This is a genomic window from Microbacterium meiriae (genome assembly GCF_032364335.1).
GTDB classification, from domain to species: domain Bacteria; phylum Actinomycetota; class Actinomycetes; order Actinomycetales; family Microbacteriaceae; genus Microbacterium; species Microbacterium meiriae.
Genome location: NZ_CP133984.1, coordinates 571,855 through 591,028, shown reverse-complemented (window position 1 = coordinate 591,028; position 19,174 = coordinate 571,855). Strand labels below are relative to the sequence as shown.

Genomic DNA, 19,174 nt, shown 5'->3' with positions numbered 1-19,174 from the left:
GCAGTGTCCGTGAACTGTCTCGCCGCCGATTGCGCCTTACTTTGAAGAATGTCAATATAGATTCATGTCGAATCAACAGATTGAGCTGGTCATCATCGGATCGGGCCCCGCAGGCTTCACCGCCGCGATCTACGCGGCCCGGGCAAACCTCGCCCCGGTCGTTATCGCCGGTTCGGTGACCACCGGTGGTGCGCTGATGACGACGACCGAGGTGGAGAACTTCCCTGGGTTCGTCGACGCCGTCAACGGACCGGAGTTGATGGAGTCGATGCGTCAGCAGGCCGAGCGGTTCGGCGCCCGCATCCTCCTCGACGACGCAGTCAGCGTCGACCTCGACGGACCGATCAAGGCCATCGTGACTGGCGCGGGTGAGACGTTCCGTGCGCGTGCGGTGATCCTCACCATGGGCTCCGCCTATCGCAAGCTCGGGTTGCCGGATGAGGAGCGACTCACCGGCCGAGGCGTGTCCTGGTGCGCCACCTGCGATGGGTTCTTCTTCCGCGAGCAGGAGATCGTCGTCGTCGGCGGCGGGGACTCCGCGATGGAGGAGGCCCTGTTTCTCACCCGTTTCGCATGCAAGGTGACCGTCGTGCACCGTCGCGGCGAGGTCCGCGCTTCGAAGATCATGGCGCAGCGCGTGCTTGACCACCCGAAGATCGAGGTGGCATGGAACAGCGAGATCGCCCGGCTGAACGGCGACGAGAAGCTCGAATCCGTCACCCTCCGTGACACCGTCACCGGCACCGAGCGCGAGCTGGCGGCGACCGGTGTCTTCGTCGCGATCGGCCACGACCCCCGCTCGGAGTTGGTCACAGGACAGGTCGTCACCGACGCAGGCGGGTTCGTCCGAGTGGATCATCCTTCCACCCGCACGAACATCCCCGGGGTGTTCGCGGCCGGCGATCTGGTCGATCACACCTACCGGCAGGCGATCACCGCCGCCGGCACCGGCTGCGCCGCCGCTCAGGACGCCCAGCACTACCTCTCGAACCTCGAGAACGACCCGGCCGCTCCGATCGAGGCCGAGGAGGTCTTCGCATGAGCACGCTCACCGCCGTCACCGACGCCACGTTCGAGGACGAAGTTCTCGACTCCGACATCCCTGTCGTCGTCGACATCTGGGCCACCTGGTGCGGTCCGTGCCGCCAGGTCGCTCCGCTTCTTGAGCAGCTCGCCGCCGAGTACGACGGACGAGTGAAGATCGTCAAGGTCGATGCGGATCGGAATCCCGAGACCGTGACCGCCGCTGGCGTCACGTCGATCCCCACCCTCGGCTTCTTCCGCGACGGCACCGGCACGGACATCCTCATCGGCGCGCACCCGAAGCCCGTCATCGCCGAGAAGATCGAGGCGCTGCTCGCATGACCACCGCAACCGCAGCTTCCGCTCCCGCCGCCGTCCGGCGTCTGTCCACCCTCGACAAGTGGCTGCCACTGTGGATCGGGCTCGCCATGGTCGCAGGACTTCTCCTCGGCCGATTCGTCCCCGCTCTGTCGGACCTGCTCGGCCACCTCGAGGTCGGCGGCATCTCGGTGCCCATCGGGCTCGGGCTGCTGGTGATGATGTACCCGGTGCTCGCGAAGGTCCGCTACGACAAGATCGCGGCCGTCACCGGCGACAAGAAGCTCCTCGTGTCTTCGCTGGTGCTGAACTGGCTCGTCGGCCCTGCGGTCATGTTCGCCCTCGCCTGGATCTTCCTGCCAGATCTGCCCGAGTACCGCACGGGGCTGATCATCGTCGGTCTCGCCCGCTGCATCGCGATGGTCGTCATCTGGAACGACCTCGCCTGCGGCGATCGGGAAGCGACCGCCGTACTCGTCGCGATCAACTCTGTCTTCCAGGTGGTCGCCTTCTCACTGCTGGGCTGGTTCTACCTCACCGTCCTGCCCGGCTGGCTGGGTCTGGACACTCAGGGGTTGGAGATCTCGGTCTGGCAGATCGCCCTGAACGTGCTGGTCTTCCTCGGCGTGCCACTCGTCGCCGGCTTCGCTTCCCGCTGGATCGGCGAGAAGCGTCGCGGCCGCGCCTGGTACGAGGAGAAGTTCCTCCCCGTGATCGGCCCCTGGGCGCTGTACGGGCTGCTGTTCACCATCGTGCTGCTGTTCGCGCTGCAGGGCGATGCGGTCCTGGCCAACCCGCTGGACGTCGCGCGGATCGCGCTGCCACTGCTGGTCTACTTCGGGCTGATGTGGTTCGCAGGGCTCCTGCTCGGCAAGAGCCTGGGCCTGAACTACGCCCGCTCCACCACGCTGGCCTTCACCGCGGCCGGGAACAACTTCGAACTCGCCATCGCCGTCGCCATCGGCACCTTCGGCGCCGCCTCCGGGCAGGCTCTGGCGGGCGTCGTCGGCCCTCTCATCGAGGTGCCCGTCCTCGTTGGACTCGTCTACGTCTCCCTCTGGGCGGCGCGCGCTTGGTTCCACACCGATCCCTACACCGGCGAAAGGATCACCTCATGAACGTCACGCTCACCGACGCCGTCGACAGCTGCAGCCCGGTCGCTACCCACGCCATCGGCCACGAGGCGGCGTCCACCGTCGCCGCGACCTTAAAGGCTCTGTCGGATCCGCTGCGCCTGCGCATGCTCTCCGCGATCGCTTCCGATCCGCGAGGCGAGTCCTGCGTGTGCGATCTCGCCGAGCTCGCACACGTCTCACAGCCCACCGTGTCGCACCATCTGAAGGTCCTCAAGGGCGTCGACGTGCTCACCTCCGAACGGCGCGGCACCTGGGTCTGGTACCGCATCAACCCCAGCCGCCGGGGCGCCGTCACCGCTCTGCTGGACTCCTTCGCGCCTGCGACCATGACGGCGCCCGGCGAAGACGGCGACGCCGAAGGCCGCGCCGGCCACCCCGAGTTCGATGCGCGGATCACCCACCTCGCCGATGAGCTCGCCGCCGAGGTCCCCGAGCTCGCCCCGGAGACCGTGCTGGGCATCGTTCGTGAGTCGTACACGTCACTCGCCCGCACGGCAATAGTCACGGGAGCGCTTGTCCCGCTCACCGAACGCTTCGCACGTCAGCGACTCGCCGACCTCACGCGCGACCGCGACTCCGCTGTACCCCAGGTGTTGTTCGTCTGCGTGGCCAATGCGGGGCGTTCGCAGCTCGCTGCCGCGCTTGTCAACAAGCTCGCCGCCGGCAGGGTTGTCGCCCGCTCGGCAGGATCTGCTCCCGCGGACGTCATCCATCCGCACGTCCGCTCGATCCTCGCCGAGATCGAAGGCGACCTGGCCGCCGAACGCTTCCCCAAGCCCCTCACCGACGATGCCGTCCGTGCCGCCGACGTGGTGATCACGATGGGCTGCGGCGACGTCTGCCCGATCATCCCCGGCGTCCGCTACGACGACTGGGCCGTCGGCGACCCTGCCCTCGCATCCCGCGAGGGCGTCGAAGCCATCCGCGACGACATCGAGGACCGCGTCCGCGCCCTCGTCGATGAGCTCACGCACTGACCACCACCCACAGGAGCCCTCATGACCGACACCACCAAGCCCTCCGTCCTCTTCGTCTGCGTGCACAACGCCGGCCGCTCCCAGATGGCTGCCGGGTTCCTCCGCGACATCGCCGGCGACCGCATCGAGGTCCGCTCCGCCGGCTCCATGCCGGCCGACCAGATCAACCCCATCGCCGTGGAAGCGATGAAGGAACTGGGCATCGACATCACCGCCGAGCAGCCCAAGATCCTCACCACCGAAGCCGTGCAGGCCTCCGACGTCGTGATCACCATGGGATGCGGCGACGCCTGCCCGTTCTTCCCTGGCAAGCGCTACGAGGATTGGAAGCTCGACGATCCTGCCGGTCAGGGCATCGAGGCTGTTCGCCCGATCCGAGACGAGATCCGGGCACGCATCGAGAGGTTGGTCGACGAAATCCTCTGATTCAAAGTCTGTCCGCTGAGGCGGGCCTCGCGCACGCTCGATAGTGTCAGCGAGCGACGGCCTCGTCGAGGGCATCCGTGAGGTCCCTGAGCTGGGTGAGCTCGAGCTTCTCGCCGTCGAGGAAGAAGGTCGGCGTGCCACTGACGTTGAGATACTGGCCGTCGTTGCGGTCTGCTTCGACTCTTTCCTTGGTGGCGGGGTCGGCGATTGCTTCGTCGTACGAGTCCATGTCGAGGCCTAGGTCTTCGGCGAACGTCCGGAACAACTGGGTGTGAGAGGTCTGCTGCTCGCCCCTCTGAGCCTGGGTCTCGAACAGGCGAGCGTACATCTCCTCGAACTTGCCCTGTTGAGCTGCCGCTTCGGCGGCGAGGGCGGCGTTCATGGAGTTGAAGTGTCCGGGCAATGGGAAGTACCGCACGACGTAGTTGATCTCGCCCTCATAGTCGGCGCGGATCTGTTCGACCACCGGGTAGAACGCTCCGCAGGCTTCGCACTCGAAGTCGAGAAACTCCACCAGCGTCGGCGCATCCGGGCCGGCGTCGTCCAGGACGTGCGAGTCAGTCCGGGCGCCGGGCAGTGCGCCCGCCGAGCCGGAAGGGTCGGGAGCAGCGGGCCGGGTCAGCATGACCACGACCAGAGCTGCGATCACGAGGACGATAACGACGGCACCGGTGATGAGGCTGACTTTGACGGGGGTCTTCACGAAGGATGGCTCCAGCTCGGACGGCGATATCACCGCAGGGTTGGTCAGGCGCGTGCGGGCTCGGGTGCCGGCGCTAGCTCTCGGAGAGCAGCGGGGCGTCGGGCTGCACGGACGCCGTTGAGGATGACGACGACCTCGGCGATCTCGTGTACCAGGACGACACCGGCCAGACCGAGAACGCCGAACAGCGCCAGCGGGAAGAGCACGATGATGATGGCGAGGGCCAGGGCGATGTTCGCGGTCATGATGCGTCGCCCGCGGCGCGCGTGCGCGAGCGCGCCGGGGATGAGGCGGAGGTCGTGGCCGGTGAACGCGACATCGGCGGACTCAATGGCGGCCGCCGAACCTTTCAGTCCCATGGCGATGCCGACCGTGGCGGTCGCTAGTGCTGGGGCGTCGTTGATGCCGTCCCCGACCATGGCCGTCGGGCGGACGGTGGTCAGGGATTCGATCGCGTGGGCCTTGTCGGCGGGCAGCTGCTCGGCCCGCACATCGTCGATGCCTGCCTGGGCGGCGATGGCGCGGGCGGTGCGTTCGTTGTCGCCGGTGAGCATGACGGTCTCGATGCCCTGACTGTGGAGCATCCGCACGGTCTCGGCCGACTCCGGGCGCAGTTCGTCACGGATGCCGATGAGCCCGGCGACAGCGCCGTCGGCTTCGACGACGACCACGGTCATGCCCTCCGCAGCCATCCCTTCGGCGGCGGTGCTGAGCACGGCCGGGTCAAGCCAGCGCGCGTTCCCGACGCGGATGAGTGTGCCGTCGACGCGGCCGGCGATGCCGTGGCCGGCTTCTTCCACGACATCGATGGCGGACAGCGCCTTCGGGGATGCCGCGGTGATCGCGGCGGCCAAGGGGTGCGTGCTGGTCGCCTCGATGGCGGCAGCCCAGGCGAGCAGGTCGTCGCGATTGGTCCCGTCGGCGGGTCGGACGTCGACCACCGCGGGTTCGTTGCGGGTGAGCGTCCCGGTCTTGTCCAGCGCGACGGCGCGGATCGTGCCGAGCTGCTCGAACGCCTCCCCGGACTTGATCACCACGCCGAACTTCGACGCGGAGCCGATGGCGCTGATCACGGTGACCGGCACCGCGATCGCCAGCGCGCACGGGGACGCCGCGACCAGGACCACCAGTGCCCGCTCGATCCAGGTCCAGGGGTCACCGACGACGAAGCCGAACAGCGCGACGAGCGCCGCGGCGATCAGGACGACGGGAACCAGCGGGCGCGCGATCCGATCCGCTAGTCGTGCCCGATCGCCCTTGCGGGCGTGGGCCTGCTCCACCAGCGAGACGATCTGCGTGAGGGAGTTGTCGCGGCCATCCGCGGTCGCCTCGATCCGCAACGTCGCCGACCCGTTCACCGAACCTGCCGCGACCACGTCGCCGGGCCCGACCTCGACCGGGATGGACTCCCCGGTGATCGCCGATGTGTCCAGGCTGGAGCGTCCCTCGACGACGACACCGTCGGTCGCCACACGCTCGCCCGCTCCGACGACGAGGATGTCGAGCTCGCGCACATCGGCAGCAGGGACCGTGATGTCGCCACTGAGCCGTGAGACGCGCACCGTCTCCGGGATCAGTGACAGCAGTGCGCGCAGGCCCTCCTTAGCGCGGTCCATCGCTCGGTCCTCCAGCGCCTCAGCGAGGGAGAACAGGAACGCCAGGGTCGCTGCTTCACCGACGTGCCCGAGCAGGACGGCGCCGACAGCAGCGATCGTCATCAGCAGACCGACACCGAGCCGGCCACGGATCACGCGCCGGATCGCACCGGGAACGAACGTGTACGCGCCAGCGAGCAGAGCTGCCCACTGCAGCACCAGTGCGGCAATCTCCAGGCCCGTCCACTCGAACGCGTACCCGGCGAGTAGGAACACACCGGACAGCGCCGACGGCAGTAGAGCGATGTCCCGCCACCACGGTGGACGCACCTCGAACTCGTGATCGGCGCCGGCGGCTGGTGGCAGGGCGGGGCCGCAGCACGCATCGCCGTCATCATGAGCAGATACGCCCGCCGCCGCCTGCACGACCTCTGGGCCGCAGCAGCCGTCTCCCCCCTGCGGTAGCGACAACTCGACGCGGTGGATGGTGCCTGTCTTCCGCGGCTCGTCGTCGCCGCAGCACTCCGCGCTCATGCGCAGCACTCGCACTTCTCGTCAACGCACGGCACGCCTTCATCGACCGCCACAACCGCGTCGAGAAGATGCCGCAGGCCCACCGTCAGGTGCGGATCTGCGATCTCGTACCGCGTGCGACGACCCTCCGGCGTCGCGATCACCAGTCCACAGCCCCGAAGACAGGTGAGATGGTTCGACACGTTCGTGCGGCTCAGTTCAAGATCACGGGCGAGCTCGGCCGGATAACCCGGGGCATCCAGCAGCGACAGCAGGATCCTCGAACGCGTCGGGTCGGCCATCGCCCGACCCAGCCGGTTCATCACATCAAGACGAGAAGCAATAGTCAGCACACGATGACTATACACGGGACACTGAACTATAGCGATGGCGACTCCACTGGACACTGCATCGAGGCGTGGCGCCTTGTCCACCACCTCCTGGAACGTGCCGAGCTTCACTCAGGATCGCGCCTACCGGAAGTTCTTCGACGAGTCCGTGTCGTTCGGATGCGACGGGGATGCCTCGATGAGTATCACCCGTCCCGGCTTCTTGCCCTTCGGCTGGGGAGCGTCGACCGCGTAGCGAAGCCTCGCGCCGTCCGTGACCTTGTACTGCCAGACGGGCAGGGTCCTCCCGCCCACCACCGCTGTAGATAGGTTGCCCTTCAGCTGGTAGCAGCGCGAGCTGTCGAACCGCGTCGGGTGAGCGGTCAGGTAGTCCCAGGCATCCGCGAGGGCGTTCTTCGCGGTCGCGCGAAGGTCGCGCCACCCGCGCTCCGCCGCGACGTCGCCGAAGACGATCTCGTACTCGCTGACCCTTGTCGGTCGCGGAACCGACGATCCCCGCCTTCCCGCCATTACGGGCGCTCGACCCGCGCAGACGTCTCCGTCAGATCGATCGGCTTAGCCGGCCGCGCACCCATGGCGTAAGCCGCAGCAGTCTCCCGCCACTCGTGCTGAGCACGCAGCAGGCGTTCAAACGTGCCCAACTCGCTGGCGGAGTAAACCAGCCGCTCAATTTCGCTCGCGTAAGTGGCCAGCTCGCCCTCATCGAACTCACTCGTCCACGCGAAGAGCTCCCGCAGCGCAGCGCCGACATCGCCCCTGTTCCGCCCGATAGCGCGGAGCAGTTCACTGGAGAGCTTCACGCCAAGCTCGAGCGTGTCGAGGTCGTGGCCACGAAGGATCACCAGGTCATCGCCATCCCGACGAGTGATACGCACCTGGCCCTCGTCGATGTGGGCAAGGACATCCTTCGGCTTACGGAGGAGATCGGTGAAAGTCGCGGTGCTCATGAGACCAGAGTACATCAGATAAACATCAGAGGTTCTGCGTCTTGTGCGCTGGAGCCCCCCGCTGCACCCGTCCGGATGTCCGTTCAGTCGGACACCCCACTGAGAACGAGTGCATCGGCCGCGATAATGTCGGAAGCGCGGTGAGATGACGCTAGATGTCACTCGGACGGGGACGGCGTCGGATTCTCTACGCGCTTTGCGGTGACACATTCCTGACGATGCACCACCGGATTGCCATCCCGCCCACGAGATCAGGTGAGTTCACTCTCGAGTTGTTCGATGCGTGCGCGGATGTCGTCGCAGTTCGAACGGACGGCGTCGATACCCTGGCGCGCTGGGTCGTCCAGCTTCCAGTCCTCGTAGCGCTTGCCAAGAAAGAACGGACAGGCCTCGCCGCATCCCATACTGATGACGACGTCAGACGCCTGCACGGCTTCGGTTGTCAGCACTTTTGGGCTGCTCGGCTGTGCTGTCGATTCCGAGCACGCCCATCGCCTCGTCAGCAGTCGGGTTGGACCGCTCGGCGGGCATGGATCCCGCCGAGCGGACCTCGACGCGGTCGCCTGCGATGTCGCGGAGACATCCGGCCGCCATCTGCGAGCGTCCGGCGTTGTGGACACCGACGAAGAGGACGGAGCGCTTGGTGGTGGTGTCAGTCATGGAGGGCCCTAGTAGGTACTAGTCCAGGAGGCCTCGTCCACGAGGGTGCGTACCCGTACGGTTTGATTGTCGAGGCTGGTAACATCCTCGTGAAATGATCACGTCTGGCCGGTCTCGTAACCAGGCGGCGTCTGTTGACAAGCTCCTGATAACGAAGATCATTACAGGCCTTGGGTTGGCCCTGCTCTTGATTGTCGGAGCATGGTCCGGTGGTCATCGCGACGCGGACGCCTCTCCATATCTCACTGCTACCTCGACTGCATCGATGGAAACCGAGCTTACGAGCTATGGTGCGGTTGGCTCGTCGACGCATGGTTCTGGTGGCGCCTCATCGGAACGGCTCCTGATAGACGGCGCCTCCGCGAACGCACTGATCGGCCTTACAGGGTGCGTGTTTGGCCTCGTCTGCTCCTTCCTGATCCTCATCGTCGCTCGAGCCTTCGTAAATCGCGTGCCGAACGGAAATCGCGAGCGACTTCCGCGCATGCCCGAGATGAGGGCCGCACCCGACCGCCCGTTTGCACGAACTCTTTCCCTCACGCAACTCTCTCTGTCGCGCACCTGACATCGATCAGCCATCTCACGATGGCGCTTCACATTCGGTGGGGTTCACGTTCGTTGTGCTGTGTTGTGGTTGGAGAGAAATGAAAGCGTCTCAAAAGGCGATCCTCGTCACGGTGGGTCTCGTCGTTGTCCTCCTTGTCGTCGCGCTGGTGTACGTCCTTCTCAGTGAGAATCGGGCCTCCGCGCCCGAGACAGAAGGCAACGACGGCCCTCAGGTGGTGCGAGAGAATTCACATGTGCTCGACGATGGCGGCGACGCAGCGGTCACCGTGGTCGAGTTCCTCGATTTTGAGTGCGAGGCGTGTGGCGCCTTCTACCCGCTGGTCGAGGACCTTCGTGAGAAGTTTGATGGGGAGATCACCTACGTCATCCGGTATTTCCCGTTGCCTGGCCACTTCAACTCGAAGAACGCTGCGATCGCGGCAGAAGCGGCGGCCCAGCAGGGACGGCTGGAAGACATGTACCACCGCTTGTTCCAAACACAGGCCCAGTGGGGTGAGGCTCAGGAGTCGCGTGCGAACCTGTTCCGGGGTTTCGCTGTGGAGCTCGGGTTGGATATGGCTGCTTTCGATGAAGCGGTCGCGGATCCGGCGACCGCACAACGAGTGGAGTTCGACGTTGATGAGGGCGAGCGACTCGGCGTCAGCAGCACTCCGACGTTCTTCATCGACGGGGAGCAGGTCGTATTGGAGAAGTGGACGGACCTCGAGGACGGCATCGAAGCTGCGGTGAACGGGACGCAGTGATGGTGCGTTCGTTATCGCATCGCCGAGCGATTATCGTCGGGGCCGGCCAATCTGGATTGGCGATGGCGTCCGCGCTGTCGTCCTATGGGCTGGAGGCACAGAAAGACTTCGTCATCATCGATTCCGCGCCGACCGGTCAACGAAGCTGGGCAACCCGTTGGCACTCGATGAGGCTTCTCAGCGATGCTCGCAACAGCACTCTCCCCGGGTTCCCCTTTCCCGGGGACAATCGCCGTCATCCAGGCGGTCGCGAGATGAGCGACTACCTGGCTTCTGTAGAGAAGACGCTCGGCGTGAAACCTCTCTGGGGCGTTCGCGCTCTCGAGGTGGAACGCCGCGGAGACGGATCCACGTTGCACCTTTCGACGTCCATCGGGGACGTGCAAACGCGAAACGTTGTCTGTGCCACAGGATCTGCGGCAGTGCCCCGAGTCCCTACCTGGCGCCAGAATCTGTCGGCACCCGGAACGGTTCTACATTCCAGTCAGTACCTACACCCGGGCCAGATCCCTTCGGGGACCGTGTTGGTGGTCGGCGGAGGGTTCAGCGGCGTACAGATCGCCGAAGAACTCGCTCACTCGCGAGATGTCACTCTATCCACCCGAACAGAACGACCGCGGCCGTCAGCGCGATGGTCCATCTGGCCGAGGCTGCGCCGCAACCACTCGATTCGTTCCGGCCCCGCGCCCACCGCTCTGGCCGGCGTGAGCCACGCGCCCCCCGTCGTGGAGGCCGACGGAGCCGTCGTGACATTTGCCGATGAGTCGACGATGCAGCCGCACTCCATGATCCTCGCTACCGGCTACGAACCCGGCGACAAGTGGCTACCCGCCCCGGAACCCACCGGTGCTCGGACACAAGCCAACACGCATATTCCCGGACTGTTCACGGTCGGCATCCCGAAGTACTCCCGAACCGGCGCAGACACGATTCCGGGGGCATGGAGTGATGCTGCCATCGTCGCCCCCAACATCATCGACCGCCCCTGAAAGGATCACCATGACAGAAGCAGGGCACTCGCACGGAGTGGGTGACGCCACTCCCCGCAATCGTCTGATCATCGCTTTCGCGATCACCTCCTCGGTCTTCGTCATCGAGGTGATCGGGGCGATCATCACCGGCAGCCTCGCACTACTCGTCGATGCGGCGCACATGCTCACCGATGTCACCGGGTTGGCTATGGCCGTCACCGCGGCGCATCTCATGAATCGCCCTCCCACCCCCAAGTACACCTTTGGCCTGCAAAGGACCGAGGTTCTCGGAGCACTCGCCCAAGCAGCGCTGCTCCTCGGGGTCGGCATCTTCGCGCTCGTCGAAGGTATACGGCGGCTCTTCGAACCCCCAGAGATCGCGTCAGGAAGCCTGCTGTTCTTCGGTATCGTCGGCCTGGTCGCCAACATCGCATCCATGCTCGTCCTGTTCAGCGGCCGCGGACGCAATCTCAACATGCGCGCCGCATTCCTCGAGGTCGTCAACGACGCCCTCGGCTCCGTAGGCGTGATCGCCAGCGCGATCCTCATCGCCGCTTTCGGCTGGTATCAGGCCGATGCCGTCGCCGGTATCTTGATCGCCCTGCTCATCATCCCTCGCACGCTCATCCTGTTGCGAGCATCCGGACGTGTGCTGTTGGAATCGACACCCCCGGGTCTCGATCTGGACGATGTCCGCCGCCACATCCTTGCCCTTCCGCACGTGGTCGCGGTGCATGATCTGCACGCGACTCAGGTCTCAACGGACCTCCCCACCCTCAGTGCCCACGTCGTGGTCGACGACACCGTCACCATGGAGACCTCCGCGGCGTTGCTGACAACTCTTCAGGAGTGCGTCAGCGAGCACTTCGCCGTCAGCATCGAGCACTCCACTTTCCAGATCGAACCCGAATCGCATCCCGGAGAGCACGACACCCATGCATAAGAACCTCCCCAGACGCACCGCCATTGTCTTATCCGCCGTGCTGTTGTCAGGAGCAGTCGTCGTCGCCACCCCGACGGTCGCTGTCGCTGACGACAACTTCGACTCGTCGTACCCCGTTGCCGACTCGACCATCAGCGGCTCGCCTGATGAGATCTCACTGATGTTCACGGGAACCCTCAACAACGAGGCCGGCACGACGATCATCGAGGTCCTTGATGAAGGCGGAGAAGACGTTGCTGTCGATTCGCCGACGGTGAGCGGTCAATCGATCACTCAGCATCTCTCCCCGGAAGCCGCCGATGGTCTGTTCACAGTGCGCTGGAAGACAGTCTCTGGGGACGGGCATCCGATCAGCGGGCAGTTCTCGTACACCGTCGGACAGCCCGGACCGAGTACGAAAACCGCGCCACCCGCAACGCCGAGCCCCAATCCCAGTCCCAGCCCGGAAGAATCCGACAACACTACGGAGGAGCCAGAGCCCGCTCCTGCCAGGCAGACATACGGTGGCACACCATCAGGCGGAGCAGAGTCCGAGATGCTGCCCGTGTTCTTCGTCGGCGGCCTGGCAGTGATTCTCGGGTTCGGCGTCGTCGGAGTGATTCTGGCCGGACGCCGGCGCCACCAGCAAGACCGTGCCCAGGCTTCTAGAGATACGGCGGCTGGGGAGGGGGGTCACGATGCGTGACCGGGCACGAAGGTTCGCCGTGGTGTTGATCATCGCCGCGATCGTCACTTTGGTCGATCAGGGAACCAAGGCCCTCGCTCTGAGCTCATTGAGCCAGGATCAGCGCATACCCCTGGTCGGCGATTGGCTCGGTCTTCAATTGGCGTTCAACCCGGGGGCGATCTTCTCGTTGGGCGAAGATGCGACCTGGGTCATCACTGTCGTCGGCGTCATCGCGACCACTCTGCTCGTGGGAGCCGCTACGCGAACCCAAAACGCATGGTCAGCAGTCGGCTTCGGTTTCATCGTGGGAGGCGCGATCGGCAACCTCATCGATCGCCTCTTCTCTCCCCCGTCGTTCGGAATCGGACACGTCACCGACTTCCTCGCCTACGGAAACCTCTTCATCGGAAATCTGGCCGATGTCGCCCTGGGTATCGGCGCCGTGTTCCTTGTGATCGCGGGTCTGCGCGCCAGTCGCCGACACTCCTCGCCTTCTCGCCCCGAATCCACAGATCCCGCACCAGCCGAAGAGATGGCCCGCCCATGAGCCCCAAACAACGTGTTCCCTCCACCTATCAGCGCAATGCTCTCGCCCCCAGCCTCGTCGCTGCCGCCATCCTGTTTCTCGCGCCTTTGCTCGTCCAGGCGGGCTGGGCGCCACTCGTCCTGTTTGTTGCGTCGATTTTCGGGCTGATCATCGCATGGTTCGCCGTGCAGGCCCGTCATTGGTGGTGGGTACCGATCTTCGTCGCGGTGGCTGTGCTCTGGAATCCGGTGATGCCCTTCCCCTTCTCCGGTGTCGTGTGGGAGATAGCTCAGCCCGTCGCCGCTGTGGTCTTCCTGGCGGCGGGGGCGACGATCAAGGTGATCCGGAAATGATCTGCGGGAACCTCGCGTCAACACCATGCTTGTGAGCGGCGCGATCCCCGACACTCCGCCAACGCTGCAGTCCTTGCTCGCGCCGGCGGATCTGACCATTCCTGTGTTGCCCGTCATCGCCGGAGTCCTTGCGGCCCTCTATCTCGTCGGAGCGGTCCGCCTATGGATGCATGGTCGGCGCTGGTCCGTCTGGCGGACCGTCAGCTTTCTTCTCGGATGTGTTCTCCTGGCGGCAGTCACTGGCCTTGGGGTAGAGGCGTACGGAGAAGTCCTTGTCTCTGTGTTCATGTTCCAGCAGCTGACCCTGATGATGACGGTGCCGCCGTTGCTGGTTCTGGGCTCGCCGGGCACTCTTCTCCTCCGAGCGACACCGCACCGTGGAGCCGGCCGGATGATCCTCACGGCAGCGCATACCGGTCTTCGGAGTCGCGCCGCCAGGTGGTTGCTCAGCCCGTGGTGCACGGTTCCCCTCTACCTGTTCGCCTTCTACGGCCTCTACCTCGCGGGCTCGGCGGACGTCATCCTCGCCCTGCCTGCCGGCCACGTCATGCTCGAGTTGGCGTTCCTCCTCGCCGGCGTGCTGTTCACCATTCCGATCCTGTCTTCGGATCCACTCCCGGTGAGGTTGGGTCACGGAGCGCGGGCACTCGATGTGTTCGCCGAAGCCGCACTCCACGCGTTTTTCGGAGTGTTTCTCATGATGGCCAGCACGATCCTGGTCGGTTCGTTCGTCGCACCCACGGAGGCCCTGGGCGTCGACCCCCTCGAAGATCAACAGCTTGCCGGCGCGCTGGCTTGGTCGTATGGCGAAGCGCCCACGGTGCTGATGCTGGTGTACGTGATGCACCGCTGGTTCCGCAGCGACACGGCCGCTGCTGCTGCTGCAGACCGGTACGTCGATCTGCATGGGAACTCAGAGCTCGACGCGTATAACTCCTACCTCAGCAAACTGAACTCTGATGACCCTCAACGTTGATGCAGTCGTGAGGCGCCCAATCGCCTCCCGCAGGAGGTGTAGTCGTCACATCGGGTTCGATCCACGCACCATGTCGACGGCAGTACCGTTGCCCGTTGCGATAGTCGCGTCCGCTATCGCCGGCGCCGCGCTGGATCTTGCGTACCCGGAGCTCGGCTGGTGGCCCGTGGCCTTTGCGAGTGTGACGATCGGCCTGTGGACACTGCGCGGGCGTTCGCTACCCGCGGCGTTCTTGGTTGCCCTCGTCTACGGGGCCGCGTTCTATTTCACCCACCTCGTCTGGGTCTCACGATTTCTCGGCCCCATCCCCTGGGTGGCGTTGGCCGGACTGGAATCGCTGCTCTTTGGTGCCGGTGGGATGCTGATTGCGCTCGCATATAGGGTGATGACCAGCCGCTCGCGGTGCGGATATTCCATGATCACGCCTGCGCTCATCGCAGGCGTGTGGGTGCTGCGCGAAACCGTGATGGGAACTTTCCCTTACACGGGGTTCCCCTGGGCGCGGATCGGATTCACCCTTACTCAAAGCCCGTTCGCGGAAGCCGCCTCCTGGGTGGGAACTACCGGGCTCTCCTTCCTGACGGTCCTCATCTGCGCGAGCAGCTTGGACGCACTCGCTCATCGACGACGGCGACCGGGAGCAGTCGCAGTTCTCGCTCTCACTGCCACCGCGCTCGCCCCCCTGTTCCCCACTACGCAGGCAGGTGCCATACGTGTCGGATGGGTGCAAGGAAACGGACCAAGCGGCTACTTCGACACCAAAGCACCCGGCGACATCATGCGGGCTCAGGAAGGGGCGACAGCTCCTCTCCTCGGTCGGGGGATGGATCTTCTCGTCTGGCCAGAAGGCGCAGTCGACGCGGATCCTTTCCAGGATGCAGACGTCACCGACCGGCTTGACCGACTCGTAGCAGACGCCGGCGCTCCGGTGTTGGTGAATGCGGCGACCGTGCGCGGCGACGATACTTTCAATACGTCGATCCTGTGGACGAGCGCCGGACCGCAGCAGATCCACGACAAAGCCAACCCCGTGCCTTTCGGCGAATACGTCCCGGACCGTTGGTTCTACGAGGCCATCGCTCCTGACCTCATCGGACTCATTCAGCGCGAGTACACGCCTGGCTCAAACACGCCCCTCGTGAACGTCGGCGGTGTTCCCGTCGGTCTGGCGATCTGTTTCGACGTCATCTACGACAACGTCATTGAGGACAGCGCGGCGAAGGGCGCACAACTGTACGTGTTCCAGACGAACAACGCCGACTTCAGAGGCACAGATGAGAACCTCCAGCAGCTCGCTATTGCGCGTATGCGCGCCATCGAAACCGGAAGAAGCATCGTGAACGTGTCGACGACCGGCACGAGCCAGGTCATCCGCCCTGATGGGACCCCACTTGCAGAGCTCGCGGTGAACACGCAAGGCGCAAACGTCACCGAAGTGCCCCTCTATACCGGGACCACGCCAGCGGTGGTTCTTATGCCGTGGATCGGGTGGGCGTTGAGCATGGGAACCGTATTGATGCTGCTCGTCACCACCGCTACTCGTCAGCAGCGAGCGGGCGAGGATTTCCGTTTTCACGAAGGGAACACGCTGTGAAGACAAAATCGCTCTCGCTTGGTGCGGCGTTCGGCGCGCTGCTTCTGCTCAGCGGGTGCGCTCCCACCGTGCATCTCGAGGCGGCTCCGAAAGCGAACGATCCGTTGTGCGCGGAGGTCACGGCCCGGCTACCCGACTCTATCGGTGATCAGGCGCGGGTGTGGACGGACGCGCAAGCCACTGGCGCATGGGGAAGTCCCACCAGCGTGCTGCTCACCTGCGGGCTGGACTCACCGGCTCCCACCACGCTGCAATGTGTGAGTTTGGGGGGCGTCGATTGGATCGTGGACGAAGCGGAGACACCAAATCTACGGTTGACGACCTACGGGCGGGAGCCCGCAGCGCAAGTGTATGTGGACACGACGACGTTGTCGGCCGACGCCGTTCTCCAAGCACTTGCCGGAGCGATTCAGCAGCTTCCGAAGAACGATGCGTGCACAGAACCGATCACGAAAGACCCTGACGAAGAAACCTCTTCGACGGAGGGAGCGACACCGTGACGCCTCCTATTCTCCGCGTCGCCGGGCTGACGATTTTCGTCGTCTCTGCAATCGTCGCCGTCGTCATCGGGCTGGTGATCGGCGGAGGAGCTGCACCGAGGCTGACCAGCGACCCCGGCGCGGTGGTTCGCTGGGGCCTCCCGGTCGCGAAACTACTCGTCAACCTCTCTGGCGCTGCAATGGTAGGACCACTCGTGTTCGCTCTGTTCGCTCTCGCATCCGGCACGAAGCCCTTCCTCACCGCGCTCAATCTTGCCTCGGCGGGTGCCGCAATTCTTACCGTCGCGAGCGGGACGGTCACCTTCCTCACCTTCCTGTCCTCGTTCAACCCGAAGGTGAGCCTGGAGGCAGAGTTCGGCGCACAACTGGGCCGTTTCCTCCTCGACACCGAGCTTGGAAGATCTTGGCTCATCACCGCCATCTTCGCGTCGGTCGTGACCGTGCTCGCATTCGCGGTGCGCGGCTACGGTGCCGTGCTCGTCACAACGATGCTCGCGATCATCAGCCTGATTCCGATGTCCACTCAGGGGCACTCCGGGGAACTGGCCAACCACGACGCGGCAGTCATGTCTCTCACCCTGCATATCGTTTCGGCGGCGGTGTGGCTCGGCGGGCTCACATTGCTCATCGTGATCCGTCCGGGCCTTCCATCGTCCACCCTCGAGGACATACTCCGACGGTACTCGACGTTGGCACTCATCGCCTTCGTCGTCGTCGCCGTATCGGGGTATGCCCGGGCGCTCACTGCCCTCGGACGATGGGACGACCTCGTCACGCCGTATGGGCTGATCCTGCTCGCAAAGATCCTCGCGCTGGTGGTGATGGGCATCCTCGGAGCCGCCTACCGCGGTCGACTCATCGCAAAAGCGGGCGAGGGCCGCAACACCTTCTGGATGTTCGTGTGCGTCGAGCTGGCATTCATGGGTATCGCAAGCGGCGCCGCCGCGGCCCTTGCCCGAACAGCCGCACCCGCGGACACGATCACGATTCCTCAGACCACGGCCGCGGAGATCCTCACCGACGCCCCAGTCCCGCCAGAATTCACGACGGAGCGATGGTTCACGGCGTGGAGCATTGATCTGCTGTGGGTGATTGTGGGAGGTTTCGCGGTGTTCTTCTACCTTGCCGGGGTGGAGCGCATGAGACGTCTCGGGCAGCCTTGGCCGATGCGGCGCACCATCGGCTGGGTGATCGGGATGGGCGCGCTCGTGTGGACCACCAGTGGCCCGCTCGCTGTGTACGACGAACCTCTGATCAGTATGCGTTTCCTCTCTTTCGCACTTCTCGGCCTCGTCATACCGGTACTTCTCGTTTCCGCTGCGCCCCTCGTGCTCGCACTCACCGTCATACATCCTCGGGACGACGACAGCCGCGGAGCTCTCGAATGGCTTCTGTGGGTTGCCGCCAGCCGAACAATTCGGCTGGCGCTCAACCCCATCATCACCGCCATACTGTTCACCGCCACGATGTGGCTGATCACATACTCGGACCTCTTCCGATGGTCGCTTTACGACCAACTCGGAAGCGAATGGATGATCACGCACCTCCTCGTTATCGGGTGCCTCTTCGTCAGTTCGCTCTTCCGGCGCAATGGCGCCGTGCCCGCTCCCGGGCGATCTCGGCGGTGGACCTTCACCGCACTCATCACTCTGACTCTGACGACGGTGTTCATCGGCATCGCCACCATCACCCGAACAGACCTCATCGTCGCCGAGTGGTTCGGCGCCATGGGACGGAGCTGGGGATCCACCCCGCTCCAGGACCAGCGCGTCGGAGGAATCATCATCGTCGGAATCGCGGCTTTGCTCGCGGCCCTGATCGCAGCCTCGGTGCTGCGCCCCCAGCGCACAAACTCAGTTACCCTCCCCACGCACACCTCCCGAAAGGACGCATCGCGGTGACCTCGACCCGACGCCCGACCTGGCTCGCCGGCAGCATCATGACCCTGATTGCCTTGAGCATCATCGTCGCCCCCGCACCCGCGGCCATGGCGCACGATAACCTCCTCGACGCGGTACCCGCGCCGGAAGAGACGGTGACACAGCTCGACGCCGTCGCCCTCACCTTCAGCGGAGAGCTCATCGACTTCAGCCAGGCCAGCTTCGCGCAGGTCCAAGGCCCCGATGGTCTGTACTACGAGAGCGCGTGCTCGACTATCGACCGCAACGTCCTCACCACTCCGGTGAGACTCGGAAAACCTGGTGTCTACACCGTCCTCTGGAACGCGGTCTCCAGCGATGGGCACCCCATCTCCGAGAGCTACACGTTCACCTACGCACCGACAGGCGTGGACCCCGAATTCGGGTGGGACAAACCAGCATGCGGAAATGAAGAGTCCCGCGCTCAACCCGGTAAGTCGACTCCGTCGCCTACCCCCACAACGAGCGGTGAAACGGAAAACTCAGAGCCGTCGTCGGCACCGACATCCCCACCCCAGGACGAAACCACAGCCATCGCGATTCCCCTCATCATCGCCGTAGGCGTGGTCGGAGTTGGCGTCATCGCCACAGCTCTCGTCGCACGACAGTTGCGCCGAAAGAAGGATCAGCGCCATGACTGATGTACGGACCCCGGCCATCGGGTCGCAGCGACGACGCAGTTACGCGCCGACCATACCCAGCGCGAATCAGTCACATGTGGCGAGGTGCCACGGAAGCGGCAGCCCCCCAGGAGACGATGGACGCGC

General features: G+C 64.8%; 22 protein-coding genes and 1 pseudogene. 17 read left to right on the top strand and 6 right to left on the bottom strand.

Annotation, left to right across the window (positions count from 1 at the left end; all coding sequences use genetic code 11):
- Positions 1–64: 64 nt before the first annotated feature.
- The 5 genes from trxB to RI211_RS02680 are packed head-to-tail and all read left to right on the top strand — an operon-like array spanning position 65 to position 3,880.
- Positions 65–1,042 carry a thioredoxin-disulfide reductase gene (gene trxB / locus RI211_RS02700; RefSeq protein ID WP_029266208.1) on the top strand — a complete coding sequence of 326 codons (978 nt, stop codon included), beginning with the start codon at positions 65–67 and terminating at the stop codon, positions 1,040–1,042.
- Positions 1,039–1,365 carry a thioredoxin gene (trxA, locus tag RI211_RS02695; protein WP_029266209.1) on the top strand — a complete coding sequence of 109 codons (327 nt, stop codon included), beginning with the start codon at positions 1,039–1,041 and terminating at the stop codon, positions 1,363–1,365. The genes trxB and trxA overlap by 4 nt, the downstream gene beginning before the upstream one ends.
- Positions 1,362–2,459 (top strand): ACR3 family arsenite efflux transporter, encoded by a 1,098-nt coding sequence (arsB, locus tag RI211_RS02690; RefSeq protein WP_029266210.1) that lies wholly within the window; start codon positions 1,362–1,364, stop codon positions 2,457–2,459. The genes trxA and arsB overlap by 4 nt, the downstream gene beginning before the upstream one ends.
- On the top strand, positions 2,456–3,454 hold the full coding sequence (locus tag RI211_RS02685; RefSeq protein WP_029266212.1) for a metalloregulator ArsR/SmtB family transcription factor: 999 nt from the start codon (positions 2,456–2,458) through the stop codon (positions 3,452–3,454). Before arsB ends, RI211_RS02685 begins: the two co-directional genes overlap by 4 nt.
- A 21-nt stretch (positions 3,455–3,475) precedes the next feature.
- On the top strand, positions 3,476–3,880 hold the full coding sequence (locus RI211_RS02680) for an arsenate reductase ArsC (protein ID WP_029266214.1): 405 nt from the start codon (positions 3,476–3,478) through the stop codon (positions 3,878–3,880).
- Positions 3,881–3,926: 46 nt separating this feature from the next.
- Here RI211_RS02680 and RI211_RS02675 read toward each other — a convergent pair whose 3' ends face one another.
- The 6 genes and pseudogenes from RI211_RS02675 to RI211_RS02650 all read right to left on the bottom strand — a co-directional run bounded on the left by RI211_RS02675 (position 3,927) and on the right by RI211_RS02650 (position 8,648).
- Complete coding sequence (locus RI211_RS02675) at positions 3,927–4,583, bottom strand: DsbA family protein (RefSeq protein WP_029266216.1); 657 nt, start codon at positions 4,581–4,583, stop codon at positions 3,927–3,929.
- 44 nt (positions 4,584–4,627) lie between these two features.
- Positions 4,628–6,712, bottom strand: a complete 2,085-nt coding sequence (locus RI211_RS02670) for a heavy metal translocating P-type ATPase (RefSeq protein ID WP_231479865.1) — start codon at positions 6,710–6,712, stop codon at positions 4,628–4,630.
- Positions 6,709–7,044: a Cd(II)/Pb(II)-sensing metalloregulatory transcriptional regulator CmtR gene (cmtR, locus tag RI211_RS02665; protein ID WP_029266220.1), complete on the bottom strand. Its 336-nt coding sequence runs from the start codon at positions 7,042–7,044 to the stop codon at positions 6,709–6,711. The genes RI211_RS02670 and cmtR overlap by 4 nt, the downstream gene beginning before the upstream one ends.
- 120 nt (positions 7,045–7,164) lie before the next feature.
- A complete protein-coding gene (locus tag RI211_RS02660) occupies positions 7,165–7,551 on the bottom strand; it encodes a hypothetical protein (protein WP_029266222.1) in 387 nt (128 codons plus the stop codon).
- The gene (locus RI211_RS02655) at positions 7,551–7,988 is read right to left on the bottom strand and encodes a hypothetical protein (RefSeq protein ID WP_136025417.1); all 438 of its coding nucleotides are present in this window, start codon (positions 7,986–7,988) and stop codon (positions 7,551–7,553) included. Before RI211_RS02655 ends, RI211_RS02660 begins: the two co-directional genes overlap by 1 nt.
- A 251-nt stretch (positions 7,989–8,239) precedes the next feature.
- Positions 8,240–8,648 (bottom strand): annotated as a pseudogene (locus RI211_RS02650) (arsenate reductase/protein-tyrosine-phosphatase family protein).
- A 265-nt stretch (positions 8,649–8,913) separates the two neighbouring features.
- On the opposite strand from RI211_RS02650, the gene RI211_RS02645 reads away from it, so the two are divergent.
- From RI211_RS02645 to RI211_RS02590, 12 genes are all read left to right on the top strand, one after another.
- Entirely contained in the window at positions 8,914–9,213 is a 300-nt protein-coding gene (locus tag RI211_RS02645) for a hypothetical protein (protein ID WP_143049227.1), read from the top strand.
- A gap of 79 nt (positions 9,214–9,292) precedes the next feature.
- Complete coding sequence (locus RI211_RS02640) at positions 9,293–9,958, top strand: DsbA family protein (protein ID WP_029266226.1); 666 nt, start codon at positions 9,293–9,295, stop codon at positions 9,956–9,958.
- Positions 9,958–10,947, top strand: coding sequence for a flavin-containing monooxygenase (locus tag RI211_RS02635; protein WP_029266228.1), 990 nt, complete (start codon positions 9,958–9,960; stop codon positions 10,945–10,947). Before RI211_RS02640 ends, RI211_RS02635 begins: the two co-directional genes overlap by 1 nt.
- A gap of 10 nt (positions 10,948–10,957) precedes the next feature.
- Complete coding sequence (locus RI211_RS02630) at positions 10,958–11,872, top strand: cation diffusion facilitator family transporter (protein WP_029266230.1); 915 nt, start codon at positions 10,958–10,960, stop codon at positions 11,870–11,872.
- The gene (locus RI211_RS02625; RefSeq protein ID WP_029266231.1) at positions 11,865–12,557 is read left to right on the top strand and encodes a copper resistance CopC family protein; all 693 of its coding nucleotides are present in this window, start codon (positions 11,865–11,867) and stop codon (positions 12,555–12,557) included. The genes RI211_RS02630 and RI211_RS02625 overlap by 8 nt, the downstream gene beginning before the upstream one ends.
- A 19-nt stretch (positions 12,558–12,576) precedes the next feature.
- Positions 12,577–13,086 carry a signal peptidase II gene (locus RI211_RS02620; RefSeq protein ID WP_231868231.1) on the top strand — a complete coding sequence of 170 codons (510 nt, stop codon included), beginning with the start codon at positions 12,577–12,579 and terminating at the stop codon, positions 13,084–13,086.
- The gene (locus RI211_RS02615) at positions 13,083–13,418 is read left to right on the top strand and encodes a DUF6804 family protein (RefSeq protein ID WP_029266233.1); all 336 of its coding nucleotides are present in this window, start codon (positions 13,083–13,085) and stop codon (positions 13,416–13,418) included. Before RI211_RS02620 ends, RI211_RS02615 begins: the two co-directional genes overlap by 4 nt.
- Before the next feature lie 25 nt (positions 13,419–13,443).
- Positions 13,444–14,394: a cytochrome c oxidase assembly protein gene (locus RI211_RS02610; RefSeq protein WP_029266234.1), complete on the top strand. Its 951-nt coding sequence runs from the start codon at positions 13,444–13,446 to the stop codon at positions 14,392–14,394.
- A gap of 70 nt (positions 14,395–14,464) precedes the next feature.
- Positions 14,465–15,988, top strand: coding sequence for an apolipoprotein N-acyltransferase (lnt, locus tag RI211_RS02605; protein WP_051667918.1), 1,524 nt, complete (start codon positions 14,465–14,467; stop codon positions 15,986–15,988).
- Complete coding sequence (locus tag RI211_RS02600; RefSeq protein WP_036331304.1) at positions 15,985–16,488, top strand: DUF3515 family protein; 504 nt, start codon at positions 15,985–15,987, stop codon at positions 16,486–16,488. Before lnt ends, RI211_RS02600 begins: the two co-directional genes overlap by 4 nt.
- A complete protein-coding gene (locus RI211_RS02595; protein ID WP_062635481.1) occupies positions 16,485–18,389 on the top strand; it encodes a bifunctional copper resistance protein CopD/cytochrome c oxidase assembly protein in 1,905 nt (634 codons plus the stop codon). Before RI211_RS02600 ends, RI211_RS02595 begins: the two co-directional genes overlap by 4 nt.
- Complete coding sequence (locus RI211_RS02590; RefSeq protein WP_051667920.1) at positions 18,386–19,048, top strand: copper resistance CopC family protein; 663 nt, start codon at positions 18,386–18,388, stop codon at positions 19,046–19,048. Before RI211_RS02595 ends, RI211_RS02590 begins: the two co-directional genes overlap by 4 nt.
- The last annotated feature ends 126 nt before the right edge of the window (positions 19,049–19,174 follow it).